The sequence below is a fragment of the Neobacillus ginsengisoli genome, from assembly GCF_030813055.1.
In genome coordinates this window covers 600,208-618,836 of sequence record NZ_JAUSTW010000003.1, presented here as the reverse complement: position 1 = coordinate 618,836, position 18,629 = coordinate 600,208, and the positions used below count along the sequence as shown (strand labels likewise).

Here is an 18,629-nt window from a genome sequence, read left to right as displayed (position 1 = left end):
GGCAATCCCTTTTTCTTGTTGTGCTAACGGATGCAGGTTAGCAGTTGAAGAGAAACAAGAGCTATGGTAAGGGGGGTGAGAGCTTATTATATAGTTTGGCTACTGTTCATCCCTCTGTAAAACTAAATATTAGATTAAACGGTCATCATGGGGCGTTCATAATGACCGAAAATTGAAGAGAGTGTAGGGTTTCAAAGAAGTAGGAGACGACAAGAAAGTAAATGAGGGGTGTGGAACAATACAATGCTACGGAACAAGGAAAATCGGATGGTGATAGGCATCACCTAGTTATCTTCTTCCTCATAAGCTTCAACTGTCGTATCTCTGCACTCCCAGCATTCACACCTATTTCTCTCCATAGTCGATAACTCGTTCCCACAAGAAATGCAAACATCCATTGGTGAAGATCCCCCTTTCTCAATTAAAAATGAGTGCTTAATAATTTTTTTGTTTTCTCTAATAGATATTCCGAATGTGCTTGGACTATACCACAGTTTAGAGCTGTCACCGCCCGTAACAAACCGATTTTTGTCGAAGATTGATATTTTTAAATAGTTAATTCTTCCCCTGGGAGATGTAGGTTACAGGCAATATTAATGATGATTAACAAACTCTTAACATTATTTCAATAGTCTCAAAATGAATATAAGCTATATTTTACGAGTTAAATAAATGATTCTTTAAAATGAGAGGATTGATTACCCATTATACTATTTTTGCTTTTTTGTTTAATCATCATGGTCATTTGGTTTATTTGGATCCAGTCTGCCCCGCTAACTGTTGGTAATAATGATGTTGTATTAGTGCTGGGATATAAAACGACTGGAAATAATCTCGACCCATTGCTTGAAGAGCGTTTAAAAATTGTTTTACAGCTACTTCAAATGGAGAAATACCTGAATAAAAAGGTAATTGTTTCAGGTGGCGCTGTTGGCTGGATCAAATCTGAAGCAGAAATAATGAAGGATTATCTGATCGAGCATGGTATTGAACCAAATCGCATTTTGGTAGAAAATGAATCAAGAGATACGGTTGAAAATATACGATTCACGAAGAATATCATGGAGCAAAAGGGATATAAATCATGCGTTATTGTATCTAATTCCTTTCATATGCGGCGAATTATCATGATTGCCAAAAACGCTGGGTTAGAGGCAACCTACTGTGGTAAACGCTCATTGATAACGGCTTTAAAACAATGGAAGCCAACGATAAAGGAAATGAAGGCTTTTAAAACGACACTAAGTCTATTAAAAAAGAAATAAATTCCAATTTTTATCGTTTATTTAATGTTTAAATTTATGAGGATAATAGTTTAATTATACTCATTAACAACTAAAAGCTTAGAAGGTGATTCAGTGAGTTACACAATAAAAGATATCGCATTACAGGCTGGTGTATCAAAATCTACCGTTTCACGTGTCATATCCGAAAATGGATATACAAGCAAGGAATCACGAGAGAAAGTGTTAAAAGCAATTAAGGAGATGCAATATAAACCGAATGGTGTTGCCAGGGCCATGGTTTCGCAACGAACAAACAATATTGGCGTCATCATATACCGCCAGCATCATCCTATTGCTTCACATCCCTTTTACGGAAAAATTCTCGATGCCATTCTTATGACTGCAGCACGTCTAAACTACTCAGTGTTTGTGACAACAGATAAAGAAATGTCATTAATATCTGCTGACTATATGCTTGAAAAAAGGGTAGATGGGTTAATTTTAATCAGCCGGCTGAGCCAAGAGGTTATCGGTCATATTGATCAATTTAACATTCCTTATCTTATGGTAAACGGAACAATGGAAAAGAATGATGTCATTCAGATTGTTAACCATGATAGAAAAGGAGGGGTCATGGTTGCAGATCATTTATATCAACTAGGACATAAGAATTTCTTGGTGATTGCCGGCCCTCAAGAACACCGCAGCCATCATTTGCGGTTACAGGGTTTTTTAGCACGGATGAATGAGTTGGGCTGCTCAATTAATCAAGAAGATATCTTCTATTCCCCTACCTCTACTTATGAAGATGGGTATAAGGGGTTATCTATTATCTGGGAACAATTCAGTATTAAAAAGCCGACAGCCATTTTTGCTACAAACGATATGTTAGCCCTGGGAGCGATGAAGGCCCTTTTGGAAAAGGGCTTAAAAATACCGGAAGATGTGGCTATTTCAGGATTTGATAACATTGACTTTTCAAATATGTTTCATCCACCCCTAACAACGGTAAAGGTTGATAATATGAGAATGGGTGAAGACGCCGTTCTACTGCTGGATCAGTTAATAAAAAAGGAGCAAGTACCACCGGAACGAATTGAATATGAACCTCAAATGATCATAAGAAAATCTACAAAGTAAGAAAAAAATGATTGTCTACAGGCTGTAAATAGAAAAACTCAAGGGGGATTGTGAATTTACACTATCTTTAAATTCAATTCATAGTCTCTAAACATATTCATTTTATAGTTATAAATAGATAGAGAAGTAAATCTAAGATTTTAAAAAAGGGAGATAAAAGAATTCTTACTTTCTATCACTATGGGAACGTTCCCATACCCTTTTCTGATTTCTTCACTTCTATTCTTTACCTAATTAATGATAATGAATAAGGCGGTGGATTGGTTTTTGAATAACTTCATAAGCTTTTAAGGCGAGAGTAAAAGGAAGATAAAACAATAGAAATAAAATCTTTACCTTGATTTTTATATTTATTCAAAAACACAATCCTAAATCTGGGAACGTTCCCACACAAAACTATGAGGTGACATTTATGAAGAAAATGGTTCCAGCAGTTCTACTATCGACAGTTTTAGGTGTAGGTCTTCTTTCCGGTTGCGGTAATCAAGACAAGGGTGCAAATGCAAATGCAAATGCAAAAGCAAACGAGGTCGTGGTCATTAAGGCACAAACAGCAGGAGCTGAAAAAACACGAGTTGATAATTTAGTTAAAGCTGCGGCACAACTTAACGCAGAGTTGAAAAAAGAAGGTAAGAATACTACAGTCCAAGTAGAAACGAATGACTTCCAAGGAAGCTGGGACGATTACGCAAAACAATTCATGCTGTCCTTTAAAGCAAAGAAAGAGGCGGATATTTATGCCACTGGTCATGATAATATCGGTTGGCTCGCAGACGGGCATTATATTCAGCCATTAGATGATGTAAAGAAAGATAAAGCCTATTCAGATGTATTCCCGACCTTATGGAAATCTGTTACGTACAAGAATCATACTTATGGAATTCCACAGGATACAGAAGTAAGGCCTGTATTTTATAACAAAGATGTATTAAAGCAGCTGGGATGGTCGGATGATCAAATTAACAGTCTGCCTGAAAAAGTGAAAAAAGGCGAGTTTACTCTAGATGATATGACTAAATTGGCTGAAGAAGCGAAAGCAAAAGGTTTCGTTCAATATGGAGTCATTCATCGTCCAGTAGATGGCCCAGACTTCCAAGAAATGGCTTATGATTTTGGGGCAAAGCTATATGACGCGAAAGAAAACAAGCTAGTTCTTGATAAAAAAGCTGTTGCGAAACAATTAAACTACTTCTATGATCTTGCACAAAAGAAATTGATCCCGGACAATCTTACATCCATGGACTGGCCAAGCATTCATAAAACAGTTGTAAACGGAAAGTCCTTGTTCTTCTACGGTGGAATTTGGAATGTATTCAACTGGAGTCAGGATAACTTCCATGACAAGCTTGGAAAAGTAGATGCTAAGTGGGTTAATGATCATTTCGGTATGATGCTAATTCCTGCCGCTGATAAAGGTGGAAAAGCAGTAACATTATCACACCCATTTGTGTATACTATTTCTTCTCAATCCAAGCATCCGGAACTTGCTAAGCGATTAGTGGAACTGGTTGCAGATCCAAAGCTTCAAGCTGCACATGATGTTAGTACTACACATTTACCAGTAACTAAGAAGGCTTCAGAGGAACCAACATTTAAAAATGATATTACATTAGGTAAGACTACGTATATGCTGGACTATACAACATTCTTGCCAAATGCTCAAGGATTCCCAACGTATTCCAAGGTTATTTTTAGTGCTATTCAAGCAGTGGAATTAGGTAAGAAGACACCGGAAGCAGCATTAAAGGATGCAGAAACCGAACTGAAATCTTCTCTAGGTGATAAATTAAAAGTGATTGAATAAAACATTGCTTACGTACCTGGCTTTATGCCAGGTACAAACATTTTAAGGAGGAAATTCGATGCTTTTTTTCCGAAAATGGGGCTTTCCTGCTGTCATGCTCGGTCCGTTTATCTTGTTAATTGCCATCTTCTTTTTCTTGCCGGTTATTTTGATTACCATTTTGGCATTTACAAATATGGATTCTGCAATGCAATGGACATTTAATGGGTTAGCTAATTTTCAAAGGCTATTCCATGATCCAAACATTTTGGAAATCCTTACCCATACACTGGTTTATGTAGTGTTTACGCTAGTGATTAACGTTATATTCGGATTAATCTTGTCGATTATTACCACATATTTTATTCAGAAAGAATCTGTCAGTTTATTTATAAGGACAATTTGGATGCTTCCACGTATGTCTCCTCCTGTTGTCTATATTTTACTATGGCTATGGTTTTTAGATTCAAGCCAATATGGTGTGCTTAACAGCATTCGTTCTCTTTTGCATATGGGACCTCAAGCATTGCTGACAACTCATCCAATGCTCGTTGTTATTTTAGCCAATGGAGTCATCGGGGCGTCTTACGGTATGATTATTTTTTCTTCAGCTATTAAATCCATACCGCAGGATTTGTATCAAGCCGCAAAGGTTGATGGTTCATCAACTTGGTCCATCATCTATGAAATTATTATTCCTTCTTTACGCTGGCCTATTATGTTTGTAACAATGTGGCAGTTGCTTTCATTATTAACCTCCTATGAATACATTCTTCTCTTGACTAAAGGAGGACCATTACATGAAAGTGAAGTGCTATCTCTTTATTCTTTCCATAGTGCTTTCCAAAACTTTGAATTTGGCTATGGTTCCGCTGTTGCCCTAGTCCTTGTAGTCATCGCACTGATCCTTTCGTTTGTTATGTGGAAGGTATTTGGGATGAATAAAATGATAAAGAATTCGCGTATCGATTAAGGAAGGGGATATCAACGTTTTATGAAGTCGTTACGTAAAACACCATACTTTATTGCCTATATCGTTTTAGGTATAACAACTTTACCTATTCTTTTGATGTATATATGGTTAATCCTAAACTCGTTTTCTACTAGAATGAAATACGGTTTCATTCCTGATCATTTCACATTAGAAAATTGGAGCTTTCTCTGGTCTCCTATCAAGCAAGGAGGAACAGTGCTTCCAAGTATTTGGACAGCAACATGGAATTCTTTTTTCTTTTCTGGGATGTTAACACTTTTCGAAGTGGTTATTGGGTTAATGGCTGGATACGCACTGGCTCGCCTAAACTTTCCCGGACGACAAAAAATCATGAAGGTTACGCTTTTATTGCATGCATTTCCAAGTGTCGCCTTATTGATTGCCGTTTTTTATATTTTAAATTTCTTAGGCTTGTATGACACATTGTGGGGAGTGATCCTAGTTAAAACGGCTCTCCAAGTACCGATGACTGCATGGATTGTTAAAGGATTCTTTGATGAGGTGCCATGGGATGTTGAATGGGCCGGTTTAATTGACGGATGCAGCCGCCTTAAAGTTTGGTATCAAATTGTTCTCCCTCTAGTTAAACCGGGGATTGCTGCGGTTACTATATTTTCATTTTTATCTGGATGGTCCGAATTTCTTCTTTTGTATAGTTTTATCGTCAGTGATGATAACGTGACCTTGTCTGCTTACCTCCAAAAACTTATTAGTGATCCAAATATGATTAATTACGGATTGTTAAGTGCAGTTTCCTTATTTTACATGCTGCCAATTATTGTTATGTTTATTACAACTCAGAAATCACTGCTACAAGTCAGTGCAGGTGGAGGAAAAAGGGTATGAAAATTGAACTAAGGAACGTTTCAAAGGCATTTAATAAAAATACGAATACCATTAAAAACTTAGATTTAATGATACCTGAAGGAGAACTCGTTGCTTTACTGGGACCCAGCGGCTGCGGGAAATCAACAACGATGCTGATGATTGCAGGGATCATCAAACCGAATGCCGGAACGATTTTATTCGATGATGAACCGGTTAATGATGTAGAAACAAAAGATCGGAACATTGGTATGGTTTTTCAAAGTTATGCATTATATCCGCATATGACGGTATTGGATAATATTGCGTTTCCATTAAAGCAAATGAAGGTGCCTAAGGAAGAGCGGTATCAACGTGCAAGAGAAGCGGCTAAGAGAGTACATCTTGAAAGTTTCCTAGACCGTAAGCCTTCAGAGCTATCCGGTGGACAGCAGCAACGGGTTGCTCTTGCAAGGGCAATCGTAAAAGAACCGCGTGTTTTATTATTGGATGAACCTTTATCCAATCTTGATGCGCGGCTGAAGATTGAAATGAGAGAAGAAATACGTCGTCTGCAAAAGGAACTTGGTATTACAACCATTATGGTTACCCATGACCAAGAAGAGGCTATGACGATGGCAGATCGGATCGCAGTAATGAAGGAAGGGAATATTGTCCAATACAGTACCCCTATGGATTTATATCAGAAGCCGGAAAATTTCTTTGTTGCTCAATTTATTGGCACACCGCCAATGAACTTTATCGAGGGGATAGTAGTACCCAATGAAAACTCCTGCGAGTTCAAGATGGGAGAAACCATGTTCACCTTACCAATCGATGTGCCGATTCAGGATAAGACATCCGTTTCACTTGGCATTCGTCCACACGAAATTCATGTTGGCAGTGAGGGTGATCTTCAATTTAAAGTACAGGTGTTACTGGCGGAACCCTTAGGGCATGCAACATTAGTGAGTGCTCAAATAGAACAAAGCTATATTCGCTTTATGATACCGCCGCAATTAATGCCTGAGGCTGGTTCCATTCTATACTTATCAGTAAAGAAAGAATCAGTTCATCTATTTGATGCGAAAACCGGTGAAAGGCTAGTATGAACATGAAAAACGAATTACTTAAGACAGCTATTGAATTTGCAAAAGATGCGGGTCAGCTCATACTGGAAAATACCACTCAAAGTAACAGCATTAAACAGAAACTGAATCATGCGGATCTTGTTACAGAAGTGGATCAGTTGAGTGAAGCTTTATTACGGGATCGAATTAAAACCATGTATCCTGACCATTGGATCTTATCAGAGGAAGCAAATGGACAAGCAAATCCTTTTGAAATCATAAAACAGAAAAAGAGCGGAATTGGCTGGGTTATCGACCCGATTGACGGAACAACTAATTTTATTCATCGAATCCCTCATTTCGCCGTCTCTATTGGAATTGTTCAAAATGGAGTACTGATAGCTGGGGTCGTGTATAATCCATTCACTACTGACCTTTATTATGCGGCAAAAGGCGAAGGTGCTTTTTATAATGAAACACCGATCCAGGTAAGTAATGAAAGAGAAATAGAAGAAGCCGTACTTGCAACAGGGTATCCATCTAAAGAATGGAAGGAAAACTCAACGGTCGTCAAGCAAATCGATGCACTAACCGGGAAATGTAGAAGTATTCGGCTGCTTGGAGCTTCCAGTTTAGACTTATGCTTTGTCGCTAAAGGATTGTTATCAGGGTTTTGGCATGACGAGCTTAACCCATGGGATACAGCTGCCGGGCTCCTGATTCTGCGAGAAGCCGGCGGAAAAGTAACCACACGGTTCGGTGAACTATTTAATCTTGAAGATCGTACACTTGTAGCCTCTAACGGATTTATTCATCATTCCTTGTTGGACATTCTTAAATAGGATTGAGAATGAAAAGTGACACCTATTGGAACTATGAGAGGAAGTGTAGTTAAAAATGAGACGGTCTTTGATTACAGCTCATAGTGGCTGTATGAATACACCCGAAAATTCTATTCAGTCTGTACTTGAAGGTTTAAAAGCAGGGGCAGAAATTATTGAAGTAGATGTCAGGGCCACGAAAGACCAGGTTGTTGTCCTCAGGCACGATGAATATATTTCCACACCATTCGGAAGCAGTGCGATACAGGAATTAACCTTTAAGGAATTAAAGAAATTTGCGCAAAATGAAGAAATGATCCAACTTGAAGCTATTCTACCGCTTATTTTGGAAAATCATCGAATGATTAATCTCGATATAAAAGAGGACAGTGCGATTCATCCGATGATTCAAATAATCGAAAACTATAAGATGAGAGATTCTGTGATTATTAGCGGATGTGAGAAAGAAAGGGCGGCTTATTTAAAGAATCATTACCGTCCCTACCAAGTTCTGCTGAATGCAAATACAAATGCCGGTATACAGTCGATGGAAATGAATTATGAATCTTTTATTAGAGAAACGTGCCAGGATGCGATATCTGCCTCATGTTGCGGGATTAATATCAATTATCACATATGCCGGGAAGAATTGCTGGAGGTTGCCAGAAAACGCTGCCTGCCTGTTTTAGTCTGGACAATTGATGAACCGGATGCAATGGAGAAATTTTTGAACATGGGTGTACATTCCATTACTACCCATGAAGTCAAAACATTAATGGAATTAAGAAAACACTAATATAAAGGGAATCTTTAGGAGGAAAAAGCTATGATTGATACGTTTTTATATGAATTTAAAGAGAAAAACGATAAAATCATTGAATTTACAAATGAAAATAAAATTTCAGCCATTGAATTCTATAATCTGGGTATTAGACAGCTTGAGCTTTTAAAAAAAGCGGAGCCAACAAATGTATCCTATGTCTCACAACAGGCGGAATTCTATCATTTAGACGGAAATTTGCGCAGAGCAGGAGAGCAGTATCGTAAGGTATTTGAACTAGATCCGCTTCTTCCTTTAACAACAGAGGAGGAACGGATGATTCAAAAGTTTTGCCCTATTCTCTTAATTAACCGGAAAGAATGTTTCCCGCTAAAGGATATCGTTGCAGTGCATCATCCGGACAAGCCTTTGATTGGCTATCATCTATTTTGGGAAGATGATTATGATTACCCGGATGACTATGAACCTTGCGATCATGAAGAGGTTTGGGTGGAATACAATCGGGAAACAGAAGAAGTGACAAACGTTATGAGCTGGTTTCATGCCCGCGTATTGGAATCGGAAGCGGCAGTAGTTGAGGCGCATGGCAATCAGCAGCGGCCGATTATCCGGATTGAATGGGGAAAGCATGGATCACTGCTTTGTGGATGGGAAAACATGAAGGAACCATTAACAGGGGTACCTTTGCCTCAATGGCTATGGGAAACATATGAACATGTGAAAACAGGTGGGCGTGTGCCTTTCCATCCATTAAAGAAATACTGGCCTAAAGGATACGATGGAACATATGAGGAGTACAGCGATTTTTCCGTTCAGGTGGACCCATTGGAATGGCTGCAGAAAAAGCCTCTCTGTTTTAAGACAAAATGGGTAAATGCCGTCATATATACGCAGGCCCTACTTTATAATTTTCATGTAAAAATGGAGTGGCCGGACCGCTTCTTTCGTTCCTTAAAGTAGCGCAGAGCATTTTTTAGGTTATATATCTCTTTAAATGAAAATCTATCATTTTGGAATCGGTAAGGAGTAAATCATGAATGGGAATTTAACCAGTATATTATTAGCGTTTTCTGCCGGAATTTTGGGCGCTTTTCAAGCATCGATGAATGCACAAATCGGTAAAGTATCCGGGCAGTATGGCATGATTATAGGTGTATCCCTCGTACAAGTTATCGTAGCCGCTGTAATTCTAATGAGAGGGGGATTAAGTGCTTTTTCTTCAATTTCCTCGCCATGGATGATTGCAGCCGGAGCACTGGGCGTTATCATGATGTTTAGCGTATCTTCTTCCATTAGTTCGATTGGAACACTTTCTGTATTCGTATTAGTTATATCAGGGCAAATTTTCTCATCCACCCTTATTGATTATTTCGGATTATTTAGTGCAGCACGTCCCCTCACTTTACAAAAGATCATTAGTATTGTTGTAATCATGATTGGAGTCTTTTCGTTAGTGAAAGCATCTTGATAAGAAAGTTAATCACTTATTTAAATTTTTATTCCTCATTTTGATTCGTCGTAAGTAACTGCAAACTTTTCTTTATGAGTTCTACTAGGTAAAGTCTTGAACCAAAGATATTTATCGTGTATATTTATAAAATAATTTGCAATTATATTCATCGGTTTAAAAATAGGGGGATCGTTTTAAATGAAAGATCATATAAAAAAGTACTTAGATACTATACAAAATAGCCTTTGGGAGATTAGTGATCACTTATTTCACCATCCTGAGCTGGGCGATCAGGAATTTGAATCAATGGAACGATTAGTCCAATTCCTGGAGGAACATCAATTTACGGTTGAAAAAGGGATTGTTGGAAGACCTACAGCATTTAAAGCCGTATATGATAGTAAAAAAGAGGGACCGACCATTGCCTATTTGTCAGAGTATGATGCTTTGCCGGGAGTTGGGCACGGGTGCGGTCATAATATGATTGGCACAATGAGTGCAGGTGCCGGGGTTCTCTTACGTAAAGTGATCGATGAAATTGGCGGACGAGTGGTCGTGTTAGGAACACCTGCAGAAGAAACAAACGGTGCAAAAGTTCCTATGTCTGAACAAGGAATCTTTGATGACATTGATGCGGCAATGATTTTACATCCGGCAGATGAATCCTATGAGAGCGGGGAATCATTAGCAATGGATGCGATTCAATTTGATTTCCGAGGTCAAACCAGTCATGCCGCGGCTTCTCCGGAGAAAGGCATAAATGCCCTTGATGGGGTAATTCAATTATTTAATGGGATTAATGCGCTTCGTCAACATGTGACATCAGATGTTAGAATCCATGGAATCATTAAAGAAGGCGGAGTTGCTGCCAATGTCGTACCTGATAAAGCAGTAGCGCAGTTTTATGTGCGTGCAAAAGACAGAAGCTATTTAAACGAAGTGGTTGAAAAGGTGAAAAATATTGCTAAGGGTGCTGCGTTAATAACCGGTGCAGAGGTTCATATCGATAATTATGAATTAAGCTATGATAACATGATCACAAACCAAACCTTATCACAGTTGTTTACCAAAAATCTTTTAACAGCTGGTGTTAAGGAAGTAAAGAAAGCGAAGGATTCATATGGTTCAATTGATATGGGGAATGTAAGTCATGTTGTTCCGGCCATCCATCCCTATATCGGACTGGATTCACCGGGACTAATCGGACATACGAAGGAATTCGCAGATACCACCATTACGGAAAATTCCCATAAGATTCTTTCCAGCGGTGCCCTGGCGCTAGCATTAACGGGCTATGATTTAATTACCAAACAAGAAGAATTGGAAAATATGAAAAAAGAGTTTCGTAAAATAATAAATAGTAATGCATAGTCAAAAAAGCATCTCTTTTATAAAGAGGTGCTTTTTGTGTATTTTTCAAGTATAAAACAGGATGATATTTGGTAATTTATTATATAAATAATCTTCTTTTCAAATAATATCTCGTGTGTTAAAATTCATTTTGTTGAATAAAAATCCGAATATTTAATTCGAATCGTACTTATTAATAGGGGGTAAACAACATGAAAAAGAGTTTTTTATTCATAACGATTATTTTTACATTAATCATTATGGCTGCTTGCAGCAATGCTAATAATCAAGGAGCGAATAAACAACAAAAAGTTTTAACGATGGGCACATCCGCAGATTTTGCTCCATTCGAATCAACAGATCCGTCAGGTAAAATTATTGGATTTGATGTAGATTTGGCCAATTATATTGCGAAACAATTAGGGGATAAGCTTGAGATAAAAGACATGAAGTTCGATGGATTAGTCGGAGCATTACAAACAAAACGCGTCGATGTCGTTCTTGCAGGTATGTCCGCAACAGAGAAGCGCAAAAAAAATGTTGATTTCTCCACTCCGTATAATCGCTCAGGTGAAATGTTTCTGACATTAAAGGATTCCAAAATAAAAACAATTGATGATCTTAAAGGAACAGCTGTTGGCGTACAGTTAGGAACCATCCAAGAAGAGGGTGCTAAAAAGCTTCAAGAAAAAATTAATTTTGATGTTAAGCCATTGGATAATTCAACCACATTAATTCAAGAGTTATTATCCAAACGTATTCAAGTAGCCTATATGGATAAATCAGTGGCTACCGGTTATATTCAAAAACAAGGCTTAGCAGGATTTGATGATCCAACAAGCAGTTCTCCGGGGATGGCAGTGGCTTTTCCTAAAGGAAGTAAACTTGTTAATGATGTGAATAAGGTTCTTAAACAAATGGAACAAAACGGAAAAATGAAAGAATTAAAAGATAAATGGTTAAAAAATCAATAACGTAATGTTGCTTGTGTGTATAGAAAAATATTGAAATGAGGTGTAAGGCATGAATTTGGACTTTAGCCAAATTGTGCCTTATATCCCTTATATCTTACAAGGGATATGGGTTACGCTTAAATTTGTTTTTGTATCGATTATTTTTGGTTTTGCACTTGGTACCATTTTAGCTTTATTTAAAATTTCTCGGATAAAGGCTTTAAATTGGTTTGGGGACGTTTATACCTCTATTTTCCGCGGTACACCCTTAATTTTACAGTTGATGATCATTTATTTTGCCACTCCTCAATTAACAGGCTATGACATCTCACCATTTTTATCGTCTATTTTAGCTTTTGGCTTAAATTCATCTGCTTATGTTTCTGAGATTATTAGAGCGGGGATTGGAGCGGTGGATAAGGGTCAGACTGAAGCGGCGCAGGCACTTGGTGTTCCCTATCGATTGATGATGAAGGACCTTATTCTCCCCCAAGCGCTAAAAAATATTTTACCGGCACTAATGAATGAGTTTATTACATTAACAAAGGAATCTGCGCTGGTATCGACAATTGGTTACCTAGATCTAATGCGTCGTGCACAGGTTGTTGGAGCGGATATTTATCGGAATTTTGAACCATTAATTTTTGTTGGGGTAATCTATTGGATATTAGTGATGGTACTAACGGTGATTGGCAAGCGTGTTGAAAGGAGGTTGAAATATAGTGATTAAAGTAGAAAACCTCTATAAACAGTTCGGTGAAACCGAGGTACTAAAAAATATTTCTACGAGAATTGAAGGCGGCGAAGTTGTTTCGATTATCGGCCCATCGGGGTCAGGTAAGTCTACACTTCTTCGGTGTATTAATTTATTAGAGGTTCCAACCCGGGGAAAGGTATGGGTCAATAATGAGGATATTACCGATCCAAAAACGAATATTATGAAAGTTCGCCAAAAGATCGGCATGGTTTTTCAGCACTTTTACTTATTTCCACATTTGACAGTTCTGGAAAACCTAACGTATGCACCGATGAAGGTAAAAGGTGAAACCCGTGAGCTTGCTGAACAGAAAGCCCGGGAATTATTAGCCAGAGTAGGTTTAAAAGAAAAAGAAACGGCCTTTCCAAATAATCTTTCGGGCGGACAGAAACAGCGTGTCGCCATTGCGCGGGCCCTGGCGATGGAGCCGGAGTTAATGTTATTTGATGAGCCAACATCGGCCCTTGACCCGGAAATGGTTAAGGAAGTACTTAATGTGATGAAGGACCTTGCCCAATCCGGAATGACAATGGCAATCGTTACACATGAAATGGGATTTGCAAGAGAAGTAGCTGACCGGGTATTGTTCCTTGATGGCGGGCAATTATTAGAAGAAGGTACTCCAAAAGAGTTTTTCAATAATCCTCGTACCAATCGAGCAAAAGACTTTTTAGAGAAAGTATTATAATGGTTTAAATGGCAGACTTTTTCGTAAAACGAGGAAGTCTGTTTTTTTATGGAAACGAAAAAAAGAGCCGAAGCTCCATATGTAACCTATCTTTCAATCTCGATATGATGATAGCCGTTATCTGTCGCATACACTTCATACCATTGGTACCTTGGGGACTTAAACCACTCGTAGTGAGGCAAATAGATAATAAATCTTAATATACCGTCTGCATCGAATATCGTCTTAAATATTTTAACCGTTCCAATTCCAAACGTTTGCTCAAGATATCCTTCAATTCCTTCTTTGACAATCCTTTTTTTATCTTCTTTTTCTTTATTATTTAATACAATCACCCCATTAATAAAAGCGCCTAACAATATGATCGTAATAGGGATCAAAACGACAAAAAATAGTAATTTGAACAGCACAATCACCTCCCCCTATAGATTATTACAAACGTAAAAATCCTTTATATATTATGAATTGTACCTCTAATATGAAAAAAATGGTGTTACGATTATTTGAACATTTAGCAATGGCCAGTCGACTGAACTGGAGGGTAAAAAGACAGTTAAAAAGGTTTCATAAATTATGGGCGCCAGGCACTTGTGAGGGGCTTATCCTTAGAAATTGCTATCTTATAATGAGTATCCTTTACAAGAGGTTATGCCAACTATCGGCATAACCCTTATTCAGTTACATTGTTGATTATTGAAACTTCAAGAATATTATTACATAATAGTGAAAACAGTAATCTTTGATTCTTTTAAAGAAAGTAATGATTCATAAGAATTATCGTAATTTAGTTATTTAAAGGAAGGAGAATTTTCTTTGACTTGGTTAAGTAATGCAGAAAAATGGATTGAGTATAAGGATTTAGATCGTGATTTACGTACAAAGTTAATAGAAATTCAAAATGATAAACGGTTATTAGAGGATAGTTTTTATAAACATCTTGAATTCGGAACTGGTGGGATGCGGGGGGAACTAGGGCCCGGTATTCATCGCCTAAATATATACACGATCCGTAGAGCTGCAGAAGGACTTGCCCGTTATATTGCCGAGCAGGGTGAAGAAGCAAAACAACGGGGAGTTGTTATAGCCTATGATTCCCGGCATAAATCTCCGGAGTTTGCCCTGGAGGTAGCGAAAACAGTTGGAATTTATGGGATAAAGTCATATGTATTTGATGAACTGCGGCCGACGCCTGTTTTGTCTTTTGCTGTTCGCTACTTAAATGCTTTTTCTGGAGTGGTAATTACTGCAAGTCACAATCCACCGGAATATAACGGTTTTAAAGTGTATGGTGAAGATGGTGGCCAGATTCCTCCTGAAGCAGCTGATACGATCATACGGTATGTAAATGCTGTTGAAAATGAATTAACAGTGGATGTGGCAGATGAACAAGATTTACTGACAAGAGGATTACTCACATTCGTAGGTGAGGAGATCGATAATAAGTATGTAGAAAACTTAAAAACGCTTCAGATAAATCCTGAAGTCGTTTCAGAAGTGGCAAAGGACTTAAAAATTATTTATTCCCCGTTACACGGTACTGGAAATAAACCAGTTCGTGCCGGACTGAAGGCATTCGGATTTGAAAATGTCACGGTTGTAATGGCGCAGGAGCTGCCCGATGCGAATTTTTCTACCGTCAAATCACCAAATCCCGAAGAGCATGCAGCCTTTGAACTTGCTATTCAGTATGGTGAACAAATCGGTGCGGATATTCTTATGGCCACAGATCCTGATGCAGACCGATTGGGTGTAGCTGTTAAAAACACTGAAGGAGAATATGTTGTTTTGACAGGAAACCAAACGGGAGCCTTAATGCTTGAGTATTTGTTATCACAAAAGCAAGCCAAAGGAAAACTTCCTGAAAATGGTGTGGTGATCAAAACGATTGTTACCTCTGAAATTGGTCGTGCCATTGCTGAGAAGTATGGTGTACAAGCGTTGGATACACTGACAGGATTTAAATTTATTGGTGAAAAGATTAATGATTTTGAGCGGACTGGTGACCATGCATTTCTTTTTGGATATGAAGAGAGCTATGGTTACTTAATTGGAGACTTTGTTCGTGACAAGGATGCCGTACAGTCTGCTGTGTTTGCTGCAGAAGTTGCCGCTTTTTATAAAGCCAAAGGCATGACGCTGTATGAAGGTCTATTAGCCATTTTTGAAAAATACGGTTTTTATCAGGAAACACTCCAATCGATTACTTTAAAGGGGAAAGATGGTGCAGAGCAGATTGCTCGCTTAATGGATACTATTAGAAGCGAGAGATTGAGTGAAGTTGCCGGAAAGGAAGTAACCTCAATTGAAGATTACTTAATTTCTAAAAAGTATGAGAATGATAGTGAAAGTCAAATTGATTTGCCTCGTTCTAATGTTTTGAAATATCACCTTGCTGATGGCTCATGGTTTTGCCTACGCCCATCAGGTACCGAGCCAAAAGTGAAATTTTATTTTGCGGTAAAGGGAGAATCGATGGCAGATAGCCAAAAGAAGCTTAATTTGCTCCAAGATTCTGTGATGGGTAAAGTGCACGAAATTCTTGCGTAAGAGTTGTTTGTAGGCAGGTGTATGTTGCTAGCTTGATCATATCGTAAAACTTGCAATCTAAAAATGAAAAGGGAGAGCTGAGCTCTCCTTTTTCATTTTGTTTTTTATAAGTTGATAATTAATAAAAAAAGCTCACCATCAAAAGAAGTGAGCTTGGAAATGAGACGAAAGGAAAAGCCTATAGAATCTTAATCTGCATTTTTACTATATTCTATAATACTATTTTTTTTATGAATAAAGTCACGTTTGATCTCGATAAATTTATGATTGTCAGTTTGAAAAAGTGCAGACTCTATAGCAGGTTGGATTATGATATTGTCTAAGTTTACAGTTTTGTTTTGGCTGCCGCGAAGTGATACAGATACAGTATTATTGCCTTTATTAAGTGTGGCTAATTTGCCAACTTTAATCAGAGTCAAATAGTCAGTATCATTTGAATCAGCTACATTGCTACTTCCTACCAACTTATTATTCACGTATACATCTAAGAAAAGATTGCCTTCCGGAAGGTATTTCTTTTCAACTGCTGCATACAGAATAACATCTTCATTTTTGTCACTTTGAATGGTCGTTTTAAGACCGTCCCCGGGAAGTAAACCTACAATGTCACCGCTATAGCTCGCATCTCCAGTCCATTGGCTTTGAGGCTTTATTATTTGTGGATTACCTTGGGATGGTAAGAAATTCTCTGCTTCTAGAACGCTTTGAGTATGGCGTTCGATCGTTTTAGAATACAAATATTTTTGCGCATCCGGGATAGTACGAATAGCTTGTAACGCCATAAGAGTTTCAATCGTTGATTCTGCACCGGAATTCATGTTCACTTTTTTCGTAACACCGTTTATGCCATCATAGCCTCTGCCTGTGTTTGGATCATACATGGCAAACTGTGCATCATTGTTTCCGGTAAACCAGGAAGCTGCTATTCCTGCATATTTCGCATATGTTTTATCATGGGTTACGTTTGAAAGTTCTGAAAACCCTTGGACAAGCATGTCAACTCCATATGCGATTTGCTCATCCTTTGCCATTGTAGGCGCCATCTCTTTAATCATCCCATTAACAAGAAGATGAGTAAAAAGATAATCAGCCTCTTTCTTAGCAGATTGAATCCATTGCTCTTTATGTAAAACTTGACCGGCTTTAGCTAGCGCGAAGGTTTGGGAACTTCCCCAGGCATGCCATAAAGTCGGTGACCCGCTCCAATCAAGATGTGCACTGAATGGGTACTCATCAAAACTGCCAAACTGAAATTTTGTCAAACCTTCTCCTAGTTTCATCATGGAATCTTTTACAATCGGGTTAGGGCTGGCTGAATAATATTCTGAAAGTCCTAATAAGGCGTTTGACATCGCATCGAATCCATCAATCCAAGCAGGAACTTGGTATCCATGAATAGTCGAATATTTTCCGTAATTTGGATTTACTTTCTTTTGCAGGGCGTTATTTGCAAGTAAGAAGCTGTTGTTCAACTCTTTTGCATATTGCGGGTCGATTTTGTTAAATACCTTATACCCGTAACCTAATGCCCACATTCCTCGTGCAGCCCACCAATCAAATGATTTTTGGCTGGTAGAGCCAGTCTTATTTATTGAGAGATCCTTGTTAATAAAGTTATAGAACTCACCATCAGCTGCCTGCATGTGCATTACAAAGTTGAGAGCTAATTTTGCTTTATTGAGAGAGTCATTGTTTTTCGTCTGTTCATAGTCGTTCAAATAAACGATCGTGGCACGTGCTACGTCATCCACACAAGCAATTCCCTCACCTGAAGCATCTACCCACTGGTAATTAGGGTACTCTGAATAAATATGTGTAATTAACATATCTTTGCCATCAATCTTAACTTCCTGATCTAGAGAATTGAGATGAGTTAAATTGATGTTCATTCCTGTATCTTGTATACCTTTTGCGGAAACAGGTGCTGCAAAGGAAAATAAAAGAGCTAAAGAAAGTAAAACATTGGTTTTCTTCAAAAATATCCCTCCTGCATGTCTTTTTGTTTTTGGTCATCTTTGTGTAGTCGTCAGCGATGAAAAACATGTAATTGAAATTTTAAAAAATATTTCTTGTATCAGATAGAGACTTAGGTATTTCTCCTTTCCGTTATATTTGGAAGCGTTAACAAAACATAAGGCATAATTACAAAAAAATATTTGTAACGTTACCATATGTTAACAAAAAATATTATAAATCTTGTGTAATTATAAAGTCAATTTACTTTTTGAATATTCGGGAAACGTAAAATGATTGTAATAAAAGGAG

General features: G+C 37.9%; 17 protein-coding genes. 15 read left to right on the top strand and 2 right to left on the bottom strand.

Going from position 1 to position 18,629, the window contains the following annotated elements; translation table 11 throughout:
- Positions 1-737: 737 nt before the first annotated feature.
- The 14 genes from J2S10_RS12045 to J2S10_RS11980 all read left to right on the top strand — a co-directional run bounded on the left by J2S10_RS12045 (position 738) and on the right by J2S10_RS11980 (position 13,817).
- On the top strand, positions 738-1,265 hold the full coding sequence (locus J2S10_RS12045; protein WP_307407987.1) for a YdcF family protein: 528 nt from the start codon (positions 738-740) through the stop codon (positions 1,263-1,265).
- A gap of 93 nt (positions 1,266-1,358) precedes the next feature.
- Positions 1,359-2,366: a LacI family DNA-binding transcriptional regulator gene (locus J2S10_RS12040; protein WP_307407985.1), complete on the top strand. Its 1,008-nt coding sequence runs from the start codon at positions 1,359-1,361 to the stop codon at positions 2,364-2,366.
- Positions 2,367-2,778: 412 nt separating this feature from the next.
- Positions 2,779-4,170, top strand: a complete 1,392-nt coding sequence (locus J2S10_RS12035; protein WP_307407983.1) for a sugar ABC transporter substrate-binding protein — start codon at positions 2,779-2,781, stop codon at positions 4,168-4,170.
- Positions 4,171-4,228: 58 nt separating this feature from the next.
- Complete coding sequence (locus tag J2S10_RS12030) at positions 4,229-5,122, top strand: carbohydrate ABC transporter permease (RefSeq protein ID WP_307407981.1); 894 nt, start codon at positions 4,229-4,231, stop codon at positions 5,120-5,122.
- A gap of 21 nt (positions 5,123-5,143) precedes the next feature.
- Complete coding sequence (locus J2S10_RS12025; protein ID WP_307407979.1) at positions 5,144-5,989, top strand: carbohydrate ABC transporter permease; 846 nt, start codon at positions 5,144-5,146, stop codon at positions 5,987-5,989.
- Positions 5,986-7,059 carry an ABC transporter ATP-binding protein gene (locus J2S10_RS12020; protein ID WP_307407977.1) on the top strand — a complete coding sequence of 358 codons (1,074 nt, stop codon included), beginning with the start codon at positions 5,986-5,988 and terminating at the stop codon, positions 7,057-7,059. The genes J2S10_RS12025 and J2S10_RS12020 overlap by 4 nt, the downstream gene beginning before the upstream one ends.
- Positions 7,056-7,859, top strand: coding sequence for an inositol monophosphatase family protein (locus J2S10_RS12015; protein ID WP_307407975.1), 804 nt, complete (start codon positions 7,056-7,058; stop codon positions 7,857-7,859). Before J2S10_RS12020 ends, J2S10_RS12015 begins: the two co-directional genes overlap by 4 nt.
- Positions 7,860-7,914: 55 nt before the next feature.
- Positions 7,915-8,634 carry a glycerophosphodiester phosphodiesterase gene (locus J2S10_RS12010; protein WP_307407973.1) on the top strand — a complete coding sequence of 240 codons (720 nt, stop codon included), beginning with the start codon at positions 7,915-7,917 and terminating at the stop codon, positions 8,632-8,634.
- A gap of 30 nt (positions 8,635-8,664) precedes the next feature.
- Positions 8,665-9,579, top strand: a complete 915-nt coding sequence (locus J2S10_RS12005; protein ID WP_307407970.1) for a hypothetical protein — start codon at positions 8,665-8,667, stop codon at positions 9,577-9,579.
- Between the two features lie 73 nt (positions 9,580-9,652).
- A complete protein-coding gene (locus tag J2S10_RS12000; protein WP_307407968.1) occupies positions 9,653-10,087 on the top strand; it encodes a DMT family transporter in 435 nt (144 codons plus the stop codon).
- A gap of 180 nt (positions 10,088-10,267) precedes the next feature.
- Positions 10,268-11,440 (top strand): M20 family metallopeptidase, encoded by a 1,173-nt coding sequence (locus J2S10_RS11995; RefSeq protein WP_307407966.1) that lies wholly within the window; start codon positions 10,268-10,270, stop codon positions 11,438-11,440.
- A gap of 191 nt (positions 11,441-11,631) precedes the next feature.
- Complete coding sequence (locus J2S10_RS11990; RefSeq protein WP_307407962.1) at positions 11,632-12,393, top strand: ABC transporter substrate-binding protein; 762 nt, start codon at positions 11,632-11,634, stop codon at positions 12,391-12,393.
- 49 nt (positions 12,394-12,442) lie between these two features.
- The gene (locus J2S10_RS11985) at positions 12,443-13,102 is read left to right on the top strand and encodes an amino acid ABC transporter permease (RefSeq protein ID WP_307407960.1); all 660 of its coding nucleotides are present in this window, start codon (positions 12,443-12,445) and stop codon (positions 13,100-13,102) included.
- A complete protein-coding gene (locus J2S10_RS11980) occupies positions 13,095-13,817 on the top strand; it encodes an amino acid ABC transporter ATP-binding protein (protein ID WP_307407958.1) in 723 nt (240 codons plus the stop codon). The genes J2S10_RS11985 and J2S10_RS11980 overlap by 8 nt, the downstream gene beginning before the upstream one ends.
- 86 nt (positions 13,818-13,903) lie before the next feature.
- On the opposite strand, the gene J2S10_RS11975 is transcribed toward J2S10_RS11980, so the two are convergent.
- Positions 13,904-14,227, bottom strand: coding sequence for a hypothetical protein (locus tag J2S10_RS11975; RefSeq protein ID WP_307407956.1), 324 nt, complete (start codon positions 14,225-14,227; stop codon positions 13,904-13,906).
- A gap of 403 nt (positions 14,228-14,630) precedes the next feature.
- On the opposite strand from J2S10_RS11975, the gene J2S10_RS11970 reads away from it, so the two are divergent.
- On the top strand, positions 14,631-16,364 hold the full coding sequence (locus J2S10_RS11970) for a phospho-sugar mutase (protein ID WP_307407953.1): 1,734 nt from the start codon (positions 14,631-14,633) through the stop codon (positions 16,362-16,364).
- Positions 16,365-16,552: 188 nt separating this feature from the next.
- Here J2S10_RS11970 and J2S10_RS11965 read toward each other — a convergent pair whose 3' ends face one another.
- Positions 16,553-18,340, bottom strand: coding sequence for a glycoside hydrolase family protein (locus J2S10_RS11965; protein ID WP_307407951.1), 1,788 nt, complete (start codon positions 18,338-18,340; stop codon positions 16,553-16,555).
- Between the last annotated feature and the right edge of the window lie 289 nt (positions 18,341-18,629).